Source organism: Paractinoplanes rishiriensis, from assembly GCF_016862375.1.
GTDB lineage: Bacteria > Actinomycetota > Actinomycetes > Mycobacteriales > Micromonosporaceae > Actinoplanes > Actinoplanes rishiriensis.
On record NZ_BOMV01000046.1, the window covers coordinates 1 to 16509 of the forward strand.

Annotated in this window: 11 protein-coding genes; 2 read left to right on the top strand and 9 right to left on the bottom strand. The window is 69.4% G+C overall.

Annotated elements, in window-relative coordinates; all coding sequences use genetic code 11:
* Positions 1–3100: 3100 nt before the first annotated feature.
* Complete coding sequence (locus Ari01nite_RS49925) at positions 3101–4222, top strand: ICP22 family protein (protein WP_239162856.1); 1122 nt, start codon at positions 3101–3103, stop codon at positions 4220–4222.
* A gap of 1104 nt (positions 4223–5326) precedes the next feature.
* Here the strand turns inward: Ari01nite_RS49925 and Ari01nite_RS19540 are convergent.
* Together Ari01nite_RS19540 and Ari01nite_RS19545 are read right to left on the bottom strand one after the other, a co-directional pair.
* Positions 5327–6304 carry a D-alanine--D-alanine ligase family protein gene (locus Ari01nite_RS19540; protein WP_203782707.1) on the bottom strand — a complete coding sequence of 326 codons (978 nt, stop codon included), beginning with the start codon at positions 6302–6304 and terminating at the stop codon, positions 5327–5329.
* Positions 6301–7605: an aminotransferase-like domain-containing protein gene (locus tag Ari01nite_RS19545; protein WP_203782708.1), complete on the bottom strand. Its 1305-nt coding sequence runs from the start codon at positions 7603–7605 to the stop codon at positions 6301–6303. Before Ari01nite_RS19545 ends, Ari01nite_RS19540 begins: the two co-directional genes overlap by 4 nt.
* Positions 7606–7808: 203 nt before the next feature.
* Between Ari01nite_RS19545 and Ari01nite_RS19550 the strand changes: the two genes are divergently transcribed.
* Positions 7809–8480: a GNAT family N-acetyltransferase gene (locus Ari01nite_RS19550; RefSeq protein WP_203782709.1), complete on the top strand. Its 672-nt coding sequence runs from the start codon at positions 7809–7811 to the stop codon at positions 8478–8480.
* Here the strand turns inward: Ari01nite_RS19550 and Ari01nite_RS19555 are convergent.
* The 7 genes from Ari01nite_RS19555 to murJ all read right to left on the bottom strand — a co-directional run bounded on the left by Ari01nite_RS19555 (position 8477) and on the right by murJ (position 16490).
* Positions 8477–9628, bottom strand: a complete 1152-nt coding sequence (locus tag Ari01nite_RS19555; protein WP_203782710.1) for an N-acetylmuramoyl-L-alanine amidase — start codon at positions 9626–9628, stop codon at positions 8477–8479. The genes Ari01nite_RS19550 and Ari01nite_RS19555 overlap by 4 nt on opposite strands.
* A 157-nt stretch (positions 9629–9785) precedes the next feature.
* Positions 9786–10109: a thioredoxin gene (gene trxA, locus Ari01nite_RS19560; RefSeq protein WP_203782711.1), complete on the bottom strand. Its 324-nt coding sequence runs from the start codon at positions 10107–10109 to the stop codon at positions 9786–9788.
* A gap of 18 nt (positions 10110–10127) precedes the next feature.
* On the bottom strand, positions 10128–11087 hold the full coding sequence (gene trxB, locus Ari01nite_RS19565) for a thioredoxin-disulfide reductase (RefSeq protein ID WP_203782712.1): 960 nt from the start codon (positions 11085–11087) through the stop codon (positions 10128–10130).
* Positions 11088–11212: 125 nt separating this feature from the next.
* Positions 11213–12193, bottom strand: coding sequence for an RsmA family anti-sigma factor (locus Ari01nite_RS19570; RefSeq protein WP_203782713.1), 981 nt, complete (start codon positions 12191–12193; stop codon positions 11213–11215).
* Entirely contained in the window at positions 12190–12903 is a 714-nt protein-coding gene (gene sigM / locus Ari01nite_RS19575; protein WP_438872201.1) for an RNA polymerase sigma factor SigM, read from the bottom strand. The genes Ari01nite_RS19570 and sigM overlap by 4 nt, the downstream gene beginning before the upstream one ends.
* A gap of 41 nt (positions 12904–12944) precedes the next feature.
* Positions 12945–14423 (bottom strand): protein kinase family protein, encoded by a 1479-nt coding sequence (locus Ari01nite_RS19580; protein ID WP_203782735.1) that lies wholly within the window; start codon positions 14421–14423, stop codon positions 12945–12947.
* A gap of 291 nt (positions 14424–14714) precedes the next feature.
* Positions 14715–16490, bottom strand: a complete 1776-nt coding sequence (gene murJ / locus Ari01nite_RS19585) for a murein biosynthesis integral membrane protein MurJ (protein WP_203782714.1) — start codon at positions 16488–16490, stop codon at positions 14715–14717.
* Between the last annotated feature and the right edge of the window lie 19 nt (positions 16491–16509).

The window sequence follows — 16509 nt, forward strand, 5'->3', positions numbered from 1 at the left end:
GGGAGCCGGGAGCCGGGAGCCGGGAGCCGGGAGCCGGGAGCCGGGAGCCGGGAGCCGGGAGCCGGGAGCCGGGAGCCGGGAGCCGGTAGCCGGGAGCCGGGAGCCGGGAGCCGGGAGCCGGGAGCCGGGAGCCGGTTTCACGTGAAACGGCCGAACCTCGTAGTGGCCGTCGAGTCGCTCCGGTTCCGTCCCTGCGCCCCCAAACTCGAACCCGGAGACCGGCCAACCGCCCTCGGCGATTCGCGGTCGCGCTCGAACGGACCTTCAATCTCAAGGGGGTTCTTGCGTTGGTGACCGCGGGCGCCGGCCGTTGTCCAGCGGGGCACGACATAGGCAGCTTCGACATAGCTCGCGGGCGCGTGTCACATCCTCCGGCCGAGGCGACCTGCCTAAGGAAAGTAGTTGGCTAGCGCGGGGCGTCCGCCGGGCATGCTGTAGCTGGTTGGCCCGCGCGCGGAAGCATCAGCGCGTCATGGGGTACGGCAGAGGTTCTGGTTGGGTGTATGTCCGGGCGCGGAGTAGTGCGCGGTCCGATGGGTGGGGAGCGGCGCGCGGTTTGGCCGTCCGGCGGTGAGAGAAATATGGGTCTGGGATTTTGTCTAGCTTGGCAATCATGGCTCGACATGCGTGATCGGCACAGCCCCGCGGGGCGGTAGGGGAATGCCGATAAGCCGGCCGTGGATCTTCGGGGCGCGCTGGTGTCTGTGTGGCTGTTCTGGCCGAGTCCTGTATCGGCAGGTTGTTGAGGGAAGTCCTGGGCGGAGCTGGGTTGGCCATGCCTGTCGCACGCACCGCGAAGCTGGGTGTCAGTTGCTGACGGGACATGCCGCCCGTCAGTGGCGTGGGGGCGAGGCGTCGCGCGCGAATTAGGTCAGGCATGACCGTTAGCTGCCATCGTTCGTTGGCGACTACGTGTGTGGGTGACCCGATGCCTGGTCCGCGGGAAGTTCGTGCCGGCACCTGACCGCGGATTTGGACGGCCCCGAAAAAGAGAGCTGGATCCTCGCCCGGCGCATCGCGAAGGACAGCACTGCGCCGGGCGGTCGCTGGGAATTGGCGGTGCGAGAGCGGTGCGGGATCAGATCCGCATGCCGTCAACGTCGGAACTCGGGTGTGGCGCGAGGATCCGAGGTACCAGGCCGCGATCGGCGCGGACTTGCCCGGATCGTAAGGATGCGATTCCAAGATGGCGATGTCCGGTCGGAGTTCAGGGCTCGCTCTAGCGGTGCCGAGACGCGAGGCCTCTGAGGTTTCGATCGCCGCCACCCAAGTGTCTGTTCAAGCGAGGTTGCCGGGACGCGAACGGGGGCTGTGCTGGTGGTCGCAGCAGCGATTCGCGGGCGGGCCGGCAGGGCTGCGAAGGTCAACCCGTGGTCCGCATACCCGAAGCAGATGCGGACCGGCCGGCCAGGATAGGCAACGAAATCCTGGCCTCTGGAACTGGTGGCCTGAGCCCTCGCAGCGGTGGTGGCGAGAGCTGACGCCGAGCCAGCCGCACCGTGCGGCACTGGAGGTGCGTGGGATGGGCGGCGCCCGATCTCCGATGCTGGCGTGCACTCGGGGTGAGAGTCACCACGGCTGGAGCGCGGTAGCGGTCTGCTTCCTTGGGCGGGATCGGCGGGCTGGCACTCGCAGCGGCTCCGATGAACGCGTATCTGACCGCCGGTAGAACTCGGCCGGTCTGCTGGCTACCTACATCCCAGATCACGATCGGGCCGGTGCGCACTCGCTGAACCATCGGGCAAATCGACGTGGGGGTTCACGCTGTTCCACTAGTGGTCGCACAGGCGCCCAAGGCAAGCACCTGCGCGCAATCGTGTTCGATGAAACGGGTTGTGCCGGATGATCGCGAGGAGAACGGGGGAGGCAATGTAGGCCACCCCGACGACGGGGATATCAGGGTGCGACGCACTGGGCGGAACACCACCGATCGATGGCGGGCGGCTGCGGTGGCCCGGGCGTCGGCGATCGCGGTGGAGGGCATGGTGTCCGGGCCAGTCCTGCGCAGGTCGCCGGGTCTCGGTGTCGGCGGCCAAGTGCGTCAGCGCCGTACCCGTTATGCGTGACTCGGTAGGCGCTGAGGCGGCGGGCGTGAGCGGGTTTGGGATCGGCCATTGGTAAGCAAACCTGGACTGCCGACGGGCGGGGCAACCCCTGAGCGCAGCCTGTCCTGGGTCGCTATCGGGCTATGCGGGGGTGGGGTCAGCCTCGTGCCGGCGCGGCGCGGCGTACACGAGCGACTTTCTCCACTGCGCGATTAGGCGGCGGGCGCTAGCGCGACGTCGCCGAACGCTCCTGGCGGGGTTGACCGGACCTGAAGAAGACGGCCGACAGGTGTCTGTCGACGCCTCTTCGCCTCGGTGCCGGCGCACCGCGCAGATGGAGGCTGCGGTCGGCCTATAGGAACTACGCGTCTCCGCCGAGCAACTTCCGCCTGCGTCGCGCTCCATGTTGTCGGCGTCGTCTGCCACCGTGACCGCTCGAAGGGTGCCCAAAGGGCCAGCCGTAGGTTGGTGCTGACGTCTCGAGGCTGGGCAGGACTGGGACATGCGTAGGGCCAGGGGATGGTCGCATTGAGGGGCCCGGAAACGGCCGTGAGGACGTCTCATCTCGCGCTTGGGTGCGGATGTGAAAGTGAGCCAATCTCAGACGGGTGTGGCGTAATGGCCATCTGGCCGGCGTTCCCGAGGAGACCGATACCGGTGTGCGACGCGGCAGGGTGATGTGCCTTCTCGGCCTGCATGTCGAGGGGTGGTGCATCCGTGAGGGCCTTTATCCACAGGCTGTGGGTAAAGCCTGTGAGAAACGGGTGGGCGCCGTTTCACGTGAAACGGCGCCGATGTGGTGGACGTCGTCCACGGGTGTATCCACAGGGGCTGCACGCGTTCTACGTCGCGTTTCACGTGAAACGAGCCAGCCTGTGGATAACTTCTGTGGATAACTTTGCGAGTTGTGCGGTGCCCACGGACGGTGATGGGTATCGACATTGATCTGGTCGCTCGATCGGCTGACCGGGTGTTACCCACAGTGTCGAAAATTGACCCGGGACAGTGGGTCTGGCCTGGGCTAAGGTCACGTCGTGCGCGACAACACGGTTCCCTTGCCCGACTTCACGCGTTGGCCGTCGTTTCCCTTTGAAGGGGACATGAGGGTCAAGCCGCTCGCTGCCCCGGTCGAAGTCGAGCCGCCGCGAAGCGGTGAGGACGCCGCCGAGTGCGTTGCGTGCGGCACGCCCGACGGCTCTTACATCTGGGTTTCTGAGCGGTGGCGCGTCCGCACGATGGATCGCCCTACCGGGCTACCGATGGTTCTCATCCTGGAGTGCCGTTCGCACCTGGACCTGGGGGACCTGCCGAACCTGCTGGCGGCGGAACTCGGTGTCATGACGGTCCGACTCGAGCGCGCGATTCGATCGCTGGACGGCGTCGCCCGCGTACACGTCAATCGATGGGGTGATGGGTCCGCGCACCTGCACCTCTGGTTCCTCGCCCGGCCCTATGGCCGGCTGCAGTTGCGGGGCACGTTCCTGTCGCTGTGGGACGACATTCTGCCGGTGATTCCGGAGCAGCAGTGGCGGGAAAATCTGGCATTGGTGGCGGCCTGGTTGGCGGAGTTCGGTGGGCAGGCGATTGCCGAGCCGCCGCACATTCAGTGGCAGGCGCCGTCGACGTTCACCGTCTCGCCGGATGCCGGGGCGGCTGGAGCTGGCTTTGACGCCGAAGAGGATCTCGGAACGGGGCAAGGGGGCGCTGGGCAGCAAGAAGCAGACGTGGATCCCGGGACTGACGCCGACCCTGGAACGGGCGAGGGTTCGGATGAACGTGGTCGTGGGCAGGTTGGGCCGCAAGCGGACGCCGAGTCGGGTGGTCGGCCAGGGCTCGGTGGCATGGCCGGGATAGGCGATGAGGCTGGGCCCAGCAACGAAACCGGATCCAGCAATGAAGCCGGATCCAGCAATATAACCGGGCCGGGCGTTGGGGCTCGGGACGCGGAACCAGGAACGCAGAACGCGGCCAATACGGAGGTCGGTGCTGTGGTGGAAGGTGAGCCCCGTGCCGACGCGACGGTCGTAAGAGACCGTGACGAGGGCACAGCTACGGACGGCGAGTCGACCGCGGTAGACGACCGCCGGCCGGCCACGCTAGGCGACCTCGGAAACCCGGCGACAGTGCCCCATCCGCGCCCCCCGACGCCGCAGCGACAGCCGCAGGCCACAACCTAGAGGCCGGCGCGGAAGCATCGGTAGGCGCTGGCGCGGCCGCACAGGGCGATTTTGCTGGTGAGCACGGGAGCCGTTTGTAGGCGAGTTTTAGAGCCAACCCAGGTGGTTCGGCATGATCAATGTCGGTGTGTTTGAGAGCCACCCCGTCGCGAGTCAAAGTCTCTGCCGGCGCTATGACCCGCCGTGTTCGGCCGTGCTTTCCAGGCGTTGGCGGGTGAGTGCGAGCATGTCGATCAGCCAGCCGGGTCCGCCGGTGTATGTCCCTGGCGCGGAGGAGTGCGTCGAGCTCGCGTGGATGGGGGAGAGAACCCATGCGCGCGATCCGCAGCGCGAGAATATACGTGTCGATCAGGGAGGCATGGTTGATCCGGCTGCGTGGTCGTGGCATCAAGCGGAAGTCAGTGCAGTCATGGTTCGGATGTTCCGTGCCTGCTGACCTGCGCCTCGTTTCCAGCGACGAACTGGTGACACTGATCAGCACCGCTAAGCGGCGAGGGTTCAGCCGCACGGCGAAGGGTCTCCACCCACAAGGTGGGGAGACATTCGCCGTGCTCCCTTACCTCTACGAGGGTTCCCCAGAGGCTTCGTGGATCTGCCTGATCCTCCACGTCAACGGCTGGACAGAACCGCCTGATTCCCGGCCTGAGGTCACCTTCGGCCGCCTCGACATTGCCCTGGCTGACTTCGGCTCCCTGCGACGTGCCAGACGGCGCCAACGAGATCAGCTACTCCACTGGACAACGTGGCTCGCCTTCAGCCGCAGCCAAACGGTCCCCGCGGCTGGTGCCGAAACTCAGCGACACCAGCCGGGAAGTGCGCAGTAAGGCCCCGGCCCAGTCGGCATGGCGCGGTGACAGCGCGGTGTGGGAATCAGACGGTCGGCGTGGGACGGTTACAGCGCTGTGTGGGGACCAGGCGTGTCGGCGCGTCGGGGGATGCGGGCTGGCTCGGTATACCTAAGGACGGCGGCGGTAGAGGCTTATCCGGCGAGATCGGAATAACGCGGTGCTGGACGGCTCGCTGTGGGGAACGTCGCCGCGCTCGGCAGATCGTGTCGAAGCCTCGCGTGCACCAAGGGCGGCCCAGTGCCGCGACAGGCCGGCCCTACCCTTCCCGGGAGCGCGCCACCGCCCGCCCCACCAGCGTCGCCAAGATGCGTCCCAGATCCATCCCCGCCGCCTGCACCGCCAGCGGCAGCAACGACGTCTCCGTCAAGCCCGGTGACACATTGATGCCCAGCACCTGCGGTGAACCGTCCTCAGCCACGATCAGATCCACCCGGGACAGGTCGCGTAGGCCCAACGCCTTGTGGGCCGCCAGCGCCGTCTCCGCCACCCTGGCCGCGACCTCCTCGTCCAACCGGGCCGGCGCGTGCCACGTGGTCAGGCCGGCCGTGTAACGGGCCGCATAGTCGTACACGCCGTCGCGCGGGACGATCTCTACTGCAGGGAGCGCCTGCGGGCCCGCGCCCAGGTCGACGATCGAGACCGCCACGTCGGCGCCGGGCACGTAACGTTCGACCAGCGCCGTTGAGTCGTACGCGAAACAACCCACCATCGCTGCCGGCAGGGCCGCATCCTCCCGGACCACCGCGGCGCCCAGGCCCGAACCGCCCTGGGCCGGTTTGACCATCAGCGGCAGGCCCAGGCGGTTGACGATGCGGTCGAGCACCGCCACGGCGCCCAGCTCGGAGAACCTGTCGTGCGGCAGCGCCACCCAGTCGGGCGTCGGGATGTCGGCCTCGCGCAGCATCGACTTGGCCGACGGCTTGTCCCAGGCCATCCGGGCCGCCTGGGCGTCGCAGCCCACGTACGGGACGCCGCAGAGGTCCAGCACCCCGCGCAGCGAACCGTCCTCGCCGGTGGCGCCGTGCAGGGCGATCACCACCGCGTCCGGCGGGTCTTCCTGGAGGGCCGGCAGCAGCGACACGTCGGCGTCGCGCATTTCGGCCGTGACGCCCACCGCGCGCAGCGCGTCGAGCACCCGGCGACCGGAACGCAGCGACACGTCCCGCTCGTAGGAGAGGCCACCGGCCAGAACCATCACGCGCACTTCGTCACCCACACCCATGGAAGTGATCATGCCAAGTCGGGGCCGGGGGCATCGGCGGCGACCGCGCCCCGGCGGCGGTGGTGCGGCGCGGCGGTGCCGAAGACCGCGCGCATCGCGAGTTCCTGCTGCATCACGCCGGAGAGGCGGCGCACGCCCTCACGCAGCCGCTCGGGCGTCGCGTACGAGAAATTGAGCCGCATGTTGCCCGTGCCGGTGCCGTCCGCGTAGAAGCCCGTGCCGGGCACGTACGCCACCCGCGCCGCGATCGCCCGCGGCATCATCGCCTTGGAGTCGAGACCCTCGGGCAGCGTCACCCAGACGAACAGGCCGCCGGTCGGATGGGTCCAGGCGGTGCCGGCCGGCATCAGGTCGCGCAGGGCCGTCACCAGCGCGTCGCGGCGTTCCCGGTACAGCTCGCGATACGTCTTGACCTGCTCGCGCCACGGCATGTTGGTGAGGTACTGGGTTACCGCGCCCTGGGCGAATGCGCTCGGGCACAGCACGTTGGCCTCGCTCATCATGACAAGCTTTTCCCGTACGGCGTGCGGGGCCAGAATCCAGCCCACCCGCAGACCCGGCGCGAACGTCTTGGAGAACGTGCTGACGTAGAACACCCCGTCGTGCCGGCGGGCCCGCAGCGGCAGCGGCGCGTCGCCCTCGAACGACAACATGCCGTACGGGTCGTCCTCGACCACCAGCAGACCGGCCCGCTCGCAGATGTCGAGCACCTGCTCGCGGCGTTCCTCGGACAGGGTGACGCCGGCCGGATTTTGGAACGTCGGGATCGTGTAGAGGAACTTGGCCCGGCGCCCGGAGCGGGCCACCGCGGCGATCGACTCCTCGAGTGCTGCCGGGATCAGTCCCTCGTCGTCCATTGCCACGTGCACGACCTGTGCCTGGGCAGCCTGGAACACCCCGAGTGCACCGACGTAACTCGGTCCCTCGGCGAGCACCACGTCACCCGGGTCCAGGAACAGACGTGCCAGCAGGTCGATCGCCTGCTGACCGCCGACCGTGACCACCACGTCATCCGGGGAGGCGCCGTTGATGCCGGAGAGCGCCATCACCTCGCAGATGCGTTCGCGCAGGTCGATCGTGCCCTGGCCGATGCCGTACTGGAGGCTGGACGCGCCGTGCTCGGCGGCGAGCCGGCCGAGCATCTCGCCGACCGCGTCGAGCGGGAGGGCGGAGATGTACGGGGAGCCACCTGCCAGCGAGACGACCTCGGGACGACTGGCGACGGCGAACAGTGCGCGGATCTCGGAGGTGGTCATCCCCCGCACACGTCGCGCGTACAAATCGGTGTAGTCGTCCTGGGTCGTGCCGGTCATCCGGCTCTCACCTCACCTTTCGAAACGAAGGAAGTAGGTCGATCCTAATCGGCGTGGGCATCGAGGTCTCCGGGTTAACCCCGTCGAGATGCCCGACCTGGTCCCGTTCATGGGATTTGCGGCGTAGGATCACGCCGGGGCGCGGGCTAGGCACGTGGACAGGACCGTGCTCGAAACTGGTCGCCTGCTCTAGGGGGATTGCAGTGTCGCGACGCCTCGTCAACCTCACCCTGGACACCCTCGAGGATCTGCCCCGGCCGTGCCGGCAGTGCGTCTACTGGGAACTCGACCCGGTGGCCGCCGAGCGGGCCTGCGCGTCCGGTGATCCGGGCCTGGAGAAGGAGGCGTGGGTGTCGCAGACGCTTCTGGAGTGGGGTTCCTGCGGCAAATTGGCGTACGTGGACGGCATGCCCGCCGGATTTGTCATGTACGCGCCGCCCGCGTACGTGCCTCGCTCGATGGCCTTTCCGACGTCGCCGGTGAGCGCCGACGCCGCCCTGCTGATGACCGCGCACGTGGTGGCCGCATTCGCCGGCGGCGGCCTGGGCCGGATGCTGGTGCAGGGCGTGGCCCGTGATCTGACCAAGCGGGGCGTGAAGGCGATCGAGTCGTTCGGCGACGCGAAGTTCGGCGAGGCGGATGACGACGAACGGCACGGTGGCTGTGTGGCACCGGTCGATTTCTTCCTGTCCGTCGGCTTTAAGACCGTACGCCCGCATCCTCGCTATCCGCGACTTCGCCTCGAGCTCCGCACCGCCCTTTCGTGGAAGTCCGACGTCGAGTACGCGCTCGAGAAGCTCCTCGGCTCGATGAGCCCGGAGACGCTGTTGCGCCCGGTCCGGCCGGCCCCCGCGACCCGCAGCGTGGAAAATTAGGTCCGGCTGTTGGTCAGCGCGGCCCGCAGCTGCCGCACGTCGATCGACCCGGTCGGCACGTCGATCTCGACCGGGTAGTACATGCGCTGCACCGCGGCCAGGATCGCCTCCACCAACTGCTCCCGGAACAGCGGGTTGACCAGGCGGTCGCGGTCGTCCGGTGAGGTCAGGTAGCCGAGGTCGACCCGCACCGCCGGCATCCGGGTCAGCCGCAGCAACTCCCACGTCTTGGCGTGGATGTGGCAGTCGCGCAGCCCGGTGCGCACCACGATCTCGCGCTGCACCAGGTTGGCCAGCCGCTCGCCCACGGTCGAGCTGAGCCCGCTGCCGGTGCCGTAGTGGTAGGTCGCCACGCCGTGCGCCGCCGAATTTTCCTGACCGTCCAGGTGCAGCGAGATCAGCAGGTCGGCGCCGAGGCTGTTGGCCAGCCCGGCCCGATCGGCGCCGCTCATCGCCTTCGCCGGCTGCGGCCCACGGGTCAGGTGCACCCGCATGCCGGCCGCGGCGAGCCGGCCCTCCAGCCGGGCCGCCAGGTCGAAGACGAGGTCGGCCTCGGTCCACCGCAGCGGGCCCTCCGGCACCACCACGCCGAGGTCCTCGCCGCCGCCGTGCCCCGGGTCGATCACGATCGTCTTGCCGACCAGGTTGGTGCCGGCCTGCCGGAACGCCTCGGCCTCGCGCAGCCACTGCGGCCGGCCACCGACCACCTTGCGGCCGAGCCGGCGAAGCGCCTTCATGGTCTGCGGTCCGCACGAGCCGTCCGAGGTGAGTCCGACCTCACGCTGGAACTGGGCTACCGCGCGGGCGGTGCGGGGACCGTAGATCGAGTCGGCGCGACCGGGGTCGAACCCCATCTCGAGCAGCCGCTCCTGCAGCGTCCGGACGTCCTCGCCGACCAGCGCGTCGGGTACCGAGTGGAAGAGGGTGCGTGCGCCCAGCCGCCAGCGGGCCGCGTCGAGCGCGCCCCAGGTCTCGTCGCCGACCAACCCGTCCACGCCGATGCCCCGGCTCTGCTGAAAGGCGCGGACCGCGCCGTCCATGGCGTCGTCGAAGACGTCCGATGCGGTGTCGAGCAGGTCCAGGCCGACCAGGATGGATCGAATCTCGGCAACGGCTGGGCCGCTGTCTCCACGTCGGATCGAACGCACGCGCGACTCCCTTGGCATAACGAGCTTGGTAAAACGAACGAGCTTGGCAAAACGAGAGCGTACCCTCCAGTCGCTCTACCCACCGGGTGGCAAATCCACCCGTAGTACAGCGACGCCCCGCGCCCGAACGGGGCGCGGGGCGTCGGTACGGAGCAGCTCAGAGGGCCGATTCGATGAAATTCACCAGGGCGCTCTTGGGCTTGGCGCCGGTCACCGAATTGATCGGCTCGCCGCCCTTGAAGAGGGTCAGTGTGGGCACCGACATAACCCGGTAGGCGCGGGTGGTCTCCGGGTTCTCGTCGATGTTGAGGCTGACGATCTCCACCCTGTCGCCCATCTCGTTGGCGATCTCGGCGAGCAGCGGGTCGACCTTTTTACAGGGCATGCACCACTCCGCCCAGAAGTCGACCAGCACCACCCGGTCCGACTGCAGTACGTCGCTCGTAAAGGTGGCGTCCGTGACCGCCTTGCCTGCTCCCACTACGACCCTCCAGGTCTGTTACAGCTCGACGAAAGATGCGATGAATCGCTCGGCGTCCAGCGCCGCGGCACATCCCGTGCCGGAGGCCGTGATGGCCTGACGATAGGTGTGGTCGACGAGGTCGCCGGCGGCGAACACGCCGGGCAGGTTGGTGCGGGTGGACGGGGCGTCGACCTTGACGTAGCCCTCGTCGTCCAGCTCGATCTGGCCCTTGAACAGCTCGCTGCGCGGGTCGTGACCGATCGCCACGAACACGCCGGTGACGTCAAGGACCTTGGTCTCGCCGGTCTGCACGTTGCGGAGCCGGGCACCGACGACCTTGCCGTCCTCGCCGAGGATCTCGTCGACCACCGAGTGCCACTCGACCTTGATCTTCGGGTTGTCGAGGGCCCGCTTCTGCATGACCTTGCTGGCCCGGAACGAGTCGCGGCGGTGCACGATGGTGACCGTCTCGGCGAACCGGGTGAGGAAGGTGGCCTCCTCCATGGCCGAGTCGCCGCCGCCGACCACCACGATGTGCTGGCCGCGGAAGAAGAAGCCGTCACAGGTGGCACACGAGGACACGCCGTGGCCGAGCAGCTCCTGCTCGCCGGGCACGCCGAGCGGCCGCCACGCGGAACCGGTGGAGAGGATTACGGCGCGGGCGAAGTACTGCTTGTCGCCCACCCAGACCGTCTTGAGTCCCTCGGTGCCCGGCTCGGTCGGCTTGTCACCGAGCTCGACCCGGGTCGCGTCGTCGGTGATGAACTCCGCACCGAACCGCTCGGCCTGGGCACGCATGTTGTCCATCAGTTCCGGACCCATGATCCCGTCCCGGAAGCCGGGGAAGTTTTCCACCTCGGTGGTGGTCATCAACGCGCCGCCGGACTGCACGCCCTCGATCACGAGCGGCTTGAGATTGGCCCGGGCCGCGTACAGCGCCGCGGTGTATCCGGACGGTCCCGAACCGATGATGATCAGATTGCGGACCTCGTCCACTGCCGACTCCTGTCGTCTGACGTCGCCGGGGAGAACACCCGGAGACACTGCACGCTAGAACGCCATGCTAGGCACACGCCATTCCCTCTCCGCCGGCCCGTGGCGGACCTCACGAGGAGTGCCGCTCAGCGTACCGGCCGGGACTTCAGCGTGTCGGCGCCGACGCCCTGCATCCCGCAGGACGGGCCGCTCGCCCACGCCCAGGTGCCGTTGTCGGCGGTGAACCGGACGATGATCGCGGGAGCGCCTTGATACCTGGCGAGGTCGACCGACAGGGCCGAGATCATGCCGCCGGCGTTCTCGAGTTGAATCGCGTCGAGGCAGTCTTGCAAAGCCGGCCGACCGCGCAGCCGGGCCAGCGCCTGGCTTTCCGCCGCCGCGCGGGTCTGCTTGCTGGCGGAGCCGCTGTCCGGCGCCGACAGTGCGTGGGCGATCGGCTCGTCGGGGAGGGTCTGCTCGGTGTAATCCATGCCGCTCTCGAGGATCCGCAGATCGGCCGCGGCGGCAGCGGGCGGGACACCGGCGTCGTCGGCGGCGCTGTCCCGCTGCTGCGACTCGGACAACTGAGCGGCCGACCCGGCCGAGTTTTCGGCGCTCTGGCCGGAGAGATAGTCCAGGCCGAATCCGGCGAACGCCGCCACCCCCGCCGCGATGGCGATCGGGGTGGCCCAGCGCATGCGCCGTCGGGCTCCGGCTCGGGTGGGGCGGGCACGCTGCGTCGTTTTTTCTTCCGGTACGCCGTGAGCACCGTCACCGCGCACCGCGGTGAGATGGGGCACGGGCGGCGCGGCCAGTTCCGCCGGGATCGGCGCCGGTGCCGCGATCGGGTCGCCAGCCGTGGCCGGCACCGGCACAGTGAGCAGGGCGTCGAGCCGCTCGGCCAGGTCGACCGGCATCGGCTCGGCCGCGAGCCGGACCAACTCGGCGCCCACCGCGGTCATGCCGGCGCTGAGCTCGCGATAGGCGTCGCCCCACGCGGGGTCGTCGGCGATCAGCGTGGCCACCACGGACTCGTCGGGCGTACCGGTCAAGGCACCGCCGATGTAGTCGGCCAGCAGGTCGATGTCGACCCCACCGCCGAGCGCACCGAACTCCGCCCCGGTCACCTCTGCTCCCTCCGATCGCCCGTCGCCGGCAGTTTCGCGGCCGGCGCGGGTCCCGATGAGACGGTTTCCGCGGCGGATCGGTTCCCACCGCTCGGGTGACCGGCGTCTCCACCGGTGCGCAGGTGGCCGAGCGCCAGCGCCATCCGGGCCCGGCCGCGGGCGCACCGGCTCTTGATCGTGCCCTCGGCCACCCCGAGCATCGCGGCGGCGTCGGCTACCGGGTAGCCCTGGACGTCGACCAGCACGATGGCGGCGCGCTGCTCCACCGGCAGCGCGGCCAGCGCCTCGCGGACCACCAGCGCGGTGTCGTGGTCGACCGCCGGCGCGGCCGGCTCGGGTCCGGAGGGGCGGTCGTCGTCGTTGCGGTTGCCGTCCGGCAGCGGCACCGTCGGGTGCGCCTGCCGGCGCCGGATGCGATCCAGGCAGGCATTTACCACGATGCGGTGCAGCCAGGTGGTGACGGCCGAGTCGCCGCGGAAACGGGCGGCGTTGCGGTGCGCCGACAGCAGCGCGTCCTGGACCGCGTCGGCGGCCTCCTCGCGGTCGCCGACGGTGCGCAGGGCGACGGCCCACAACCGGTCGCGGTGCCGCCGCACGATCTCGGCGAACGCCTGCGGGTCGCCGTCGAGGTGGGCGCGCAACAGCGCGGCGTCGTCCGGTGCGGTCTGATCCGCACCGGGCACACCGGACGAAGCGTCCCCGGAAGTCACCCGAGCAATCTAACCGAGCGGTGCGAGCCGATGGGTAACGGTCAGTACCCGAACACCGAGATCTCGCTGACGCTCACCTGGAAGCGGTCGCCGTTGTCGGCGCGCGGCAGTTCGGTGATGAACACCAGCACGTACTGGTACTTGGTGTTGGCGTCGAAGACCGAGAAGACCTCTTTGGTGCCGTCGCTCTTCCAGTCGGCGTCCGCCTCGCCCAGCCGCTTGAAGGTCTCGACGACCTTCTTGTCGCCGTTGCTGTTGTTGCCGGGGTCGCTGGTGCCGGTGCGGATGTCCATGCCGACGCCGGGTGAGGACGTCTCGACGCTGATCTCGGAAAGGTTGCGCGGCTCGCCCAGGTTGATCAGGACACCCATGCCCTTTTTCAGGTTGCCGAACTTGGCCGTGTTGAACCGGTGCGTCTCCCACGCGGTCTCGCCGTTGTCGTCGACCACGAGCTTGGCCTCGTCGGAGTCGGAGCGGTCGCCCGGCGGCGGGTCGACGATGCGCACCATGTCCTCGGTGAGCTTGAATTTCTGCGGCTCGGGGACGGCCTGCTGGCTGTCGGACGTGTTCGGCTTGTCGGCTCCGAGGCCGGCCTGGGTGGGACCGCCGGACGAACCACTCGAGCTGGTGATCGCCCGGATGCCGAAGATCAGGCCGATCACGGCGATGACCAGCAGCGCGGCGACGCCCAGCATGATCTTGGAGGTGCTGCGCGGCGCCTCGGCCGTGCCGTTGCCCTGGGTGAACCGCAGCGGGCCGACGTCGTCGTAGTCGTCGTCGGCCGCGTCCAGCCGGGCCATCTCAGCGGCCAGCGCGTCGGCGTCCGGGGCGGCGACCCGCTTGTCGAGCAGGTCCATGGTCAGGTCGTCGAGGTAGGCGGGCACGCCGGCCCGGATCTGCCGGGGCGCGGCCAGGTTACCGCTGGCGTCCCGGGTCGCGTCGGGCACCGCCGACTGGCCCACCTCGGTGTGCGGCCAGCGCGCGGTGAGCGCGTAGTAGAGGAGGCCACCGACCGCGCGGATGTCGGTCTCGGTGGTATCGGCGGAGTCGGCGCGCGCGTCGGCGAGCACCACCCGGCCGTCGTCGGCGATCAGCGCGGTGCCGGGGTGTACGTTGCCGTGCACCATGCCGGTGGCGTGCACCGCAGCCAGGGCGTCGCCGATCGAGTGCGCGATCGCGGTGGCCCGGGCCGGGTCCAGCGGACCCTCCTCGGTGACCATCTCGCGCAGCGACTCACCGTCGACCCACTCGCGCACCACGTACGCGCGGGCGCCCTCGTCGATGGCGTCGTAGACGCCGACCAGGTTGGGGTGGATCACCCGGCTCGCGTCGACCGCGGCCTGGAGCATCTCGGTGGCGGAGTCGCCACCCGGGTAGCGCAGCACCACCGCGACCGGCCGCCGGAGGACCACGTCGATCCCACGCCAGACCTGGCGACCGGCGCTGTCGTCGTTGACGTGCACCTCGAGCTGGTAGCGCTCGGCCAGGATCTCACCGGCGGTGGGTGCGCCGAAGGTCATGACGGGCCCGTCCGCATCGGCCGCGGTCTCGTGGCCTTCGCCGACCTGGGTCACCCGGTCCTCCCTCGGTGCTCCGCGCACGATTCCCAAGCTCGATTCGCATGCTCGATCCGAATGCTGGGCTCGCGTGCTGGGTGCGAATGACGATGTGCGAGGAGCACATGCCGACACCGACCATACCCGCCCTCGGCCACGGTACGGCAGGTCGTCCCCCCGGCGCGGCACCTCCGGCCGACCCACCGTTCGGCCGTCCGGCTTGCCGAAAAGGGGGAATTTGTCCAGCTCGGCCCATTACCGGCCGACCTTGCGGCGCACCATCCCCATCACCTGACTCACTTCGCGCACCCGCAGCAACGCCGCGACACCGAGGTAGACCACGAGGATCACCGAGCCGCCGGCCAGCAACTGGAGGATCGCCTCGCCCCTTCCGTCCGGTTCGCCCGCCCCCGGCATGAGACGCACCACGAGGAGGCCGGCCCCGGCCGCGACCGCCGCGGCGACCAGCACCTTGACGAGGGCCACCGCCACCGAGCCGAGATTGAGCCGGCCGATCTTGCGGCGCAGCACGGCCAGGGAGATCAGTGCCGATACCAGATAGGAGAGTGCGTTGGCGGCTGTCATCCCGGCCGCCGACAGCGACCTGTCGAGCACGGCGGCCAGCAGGAAGTAGGCGCCGATCCGGACCGCCACCACCGGCAGGTTGATCAGTGCGGCGGTCTTGTTGCCCTGCAGGGAATAGAAGGCGTAGGTGCACAGGTAGCTGATCGACAGCGGCAGCACCGCGAATGCGGCCACCACCAGCACCGTGCCGGCGGCCAGGGCGTCCGCGTTGGTGAACCGGCCGCCCTGGAAGAGGAAGACCGCGATCGGCGCGCCCAGCACGCCGTAGACCACCGCGATCGGGGCCAGCGCCACCGCGGTGAGCCGGATACCGCGGCTCAGGTCGGCGCTCACCTCGGCGTACCGGCCGTCGGCTGCGGCCGCGCTCATCTTGGGCAGCAGCGCGGTCATCACCGACACGCCGATGATGCCGTGCGCCATCATCGTCAGCAGGAAGACGTTGTTGAAGGCCAGCACGCTGGCGCTGTCCTCGCCGGCCACCCGGTTGAGGATGCGCACCACGACGAACACGGCGACCTGGTTGGCCGCCACGTAGCACAGCATCCAGCCGGCCAGCGTGCCGACCTCGCGCAGGCCGAGCGAGCGCGGATCCCAGCGCCACCGCCAGTGGAAGCCGACCCTGCGCAGCGCCGGCAGCAGGCCGAGTGCCTGCACCACCATGCCGAGCAGGGTGCCGGCACCGATCAGCAGGACCGCGCCGGGGCTGATGCTCTCCGCGGTGATCCGGTCGCCGCTGAAGATTGCGATGAACAGGCCGCAGGTGGCGATCACCACGAGGTTGTTCAGGATCGGCGCCCACATCGGCGCGGCGAAGTGCCCGCGCACGTTGAGCACCGCACCGATCAGCGCGGACAGCCCGGTGAAGAAGATGATCGGGAGGATCAGGTACGCGAACCGCGTCACCAGATCGCCGTACGCCTCGGTGTTGTCGCCGCCCACCTGGATGCCGGTGATGACCGGAGCGATCACCACCACCAGCAGGGTCGCCACCCCGAGCGCCACCACGGCGAGGGTGAGCAGTTTCTGGGTGAACGCCTCGCCGCCGTCTGGGTCGGCCTTGCGCCGCCGGACCAGCAACGGGACCAGCACGCTGGAGAGGATGCCGCCGAGCAGCAACTCGTAGATCTGGCCGGGGAGGAACTGCGCGGTGGTGTACGCGTTGCCGACCGCCGTGCCGAGCGCCATACCGATCAGCGCGTTGCGGACGAAGCCGATGATCCGGCTCACCAGGCTGCCGACCGCCATGATCGCGCTCTGGCCCGCCGTGCCGCCCCCGGACCCCGTGGCGACGGCGCCGGTCGACTCCGGTGGCAGCGCCTGCTCCTGCGCCGCGTCCGCGCCCGGCACCACCTGGGCGTCGACCGAGATCAGGGTGACCCCGTCCTCGGTCGCCTGCGGTTCGCCGTCCGGCGCGGCATGCGCGCTGCGGTACAGGCCGCCGTTCACCCGAGCCTCCCGACTTGTC

Excerpts from the sequence above, each read along its gene's own strand:
- Ari01nite_RS19540 (WP_203782707.1), bottom strand. The coding sequence starts at position 6,304 with ATGATCACTTCCATGGGTGTGGGTGACGAAGTGCGCGTGATGGTTCTG.
- Ari01nite_RS19545 (WP_203782708.1), bottom strand. The coding sequence starts at position 7,605 with ATGACCGGCACGACCCAGGACGACTACACCGATTTGTACGCGCGACGT.
- Ari01nite_RS19580 (WP_203782735.1), bottom strand. The coding sequence starts at position 14,423 with ATGACCTTCGGCGCACCCACCGCCGGTGAGATCCTGGCCGAGCGCTAC.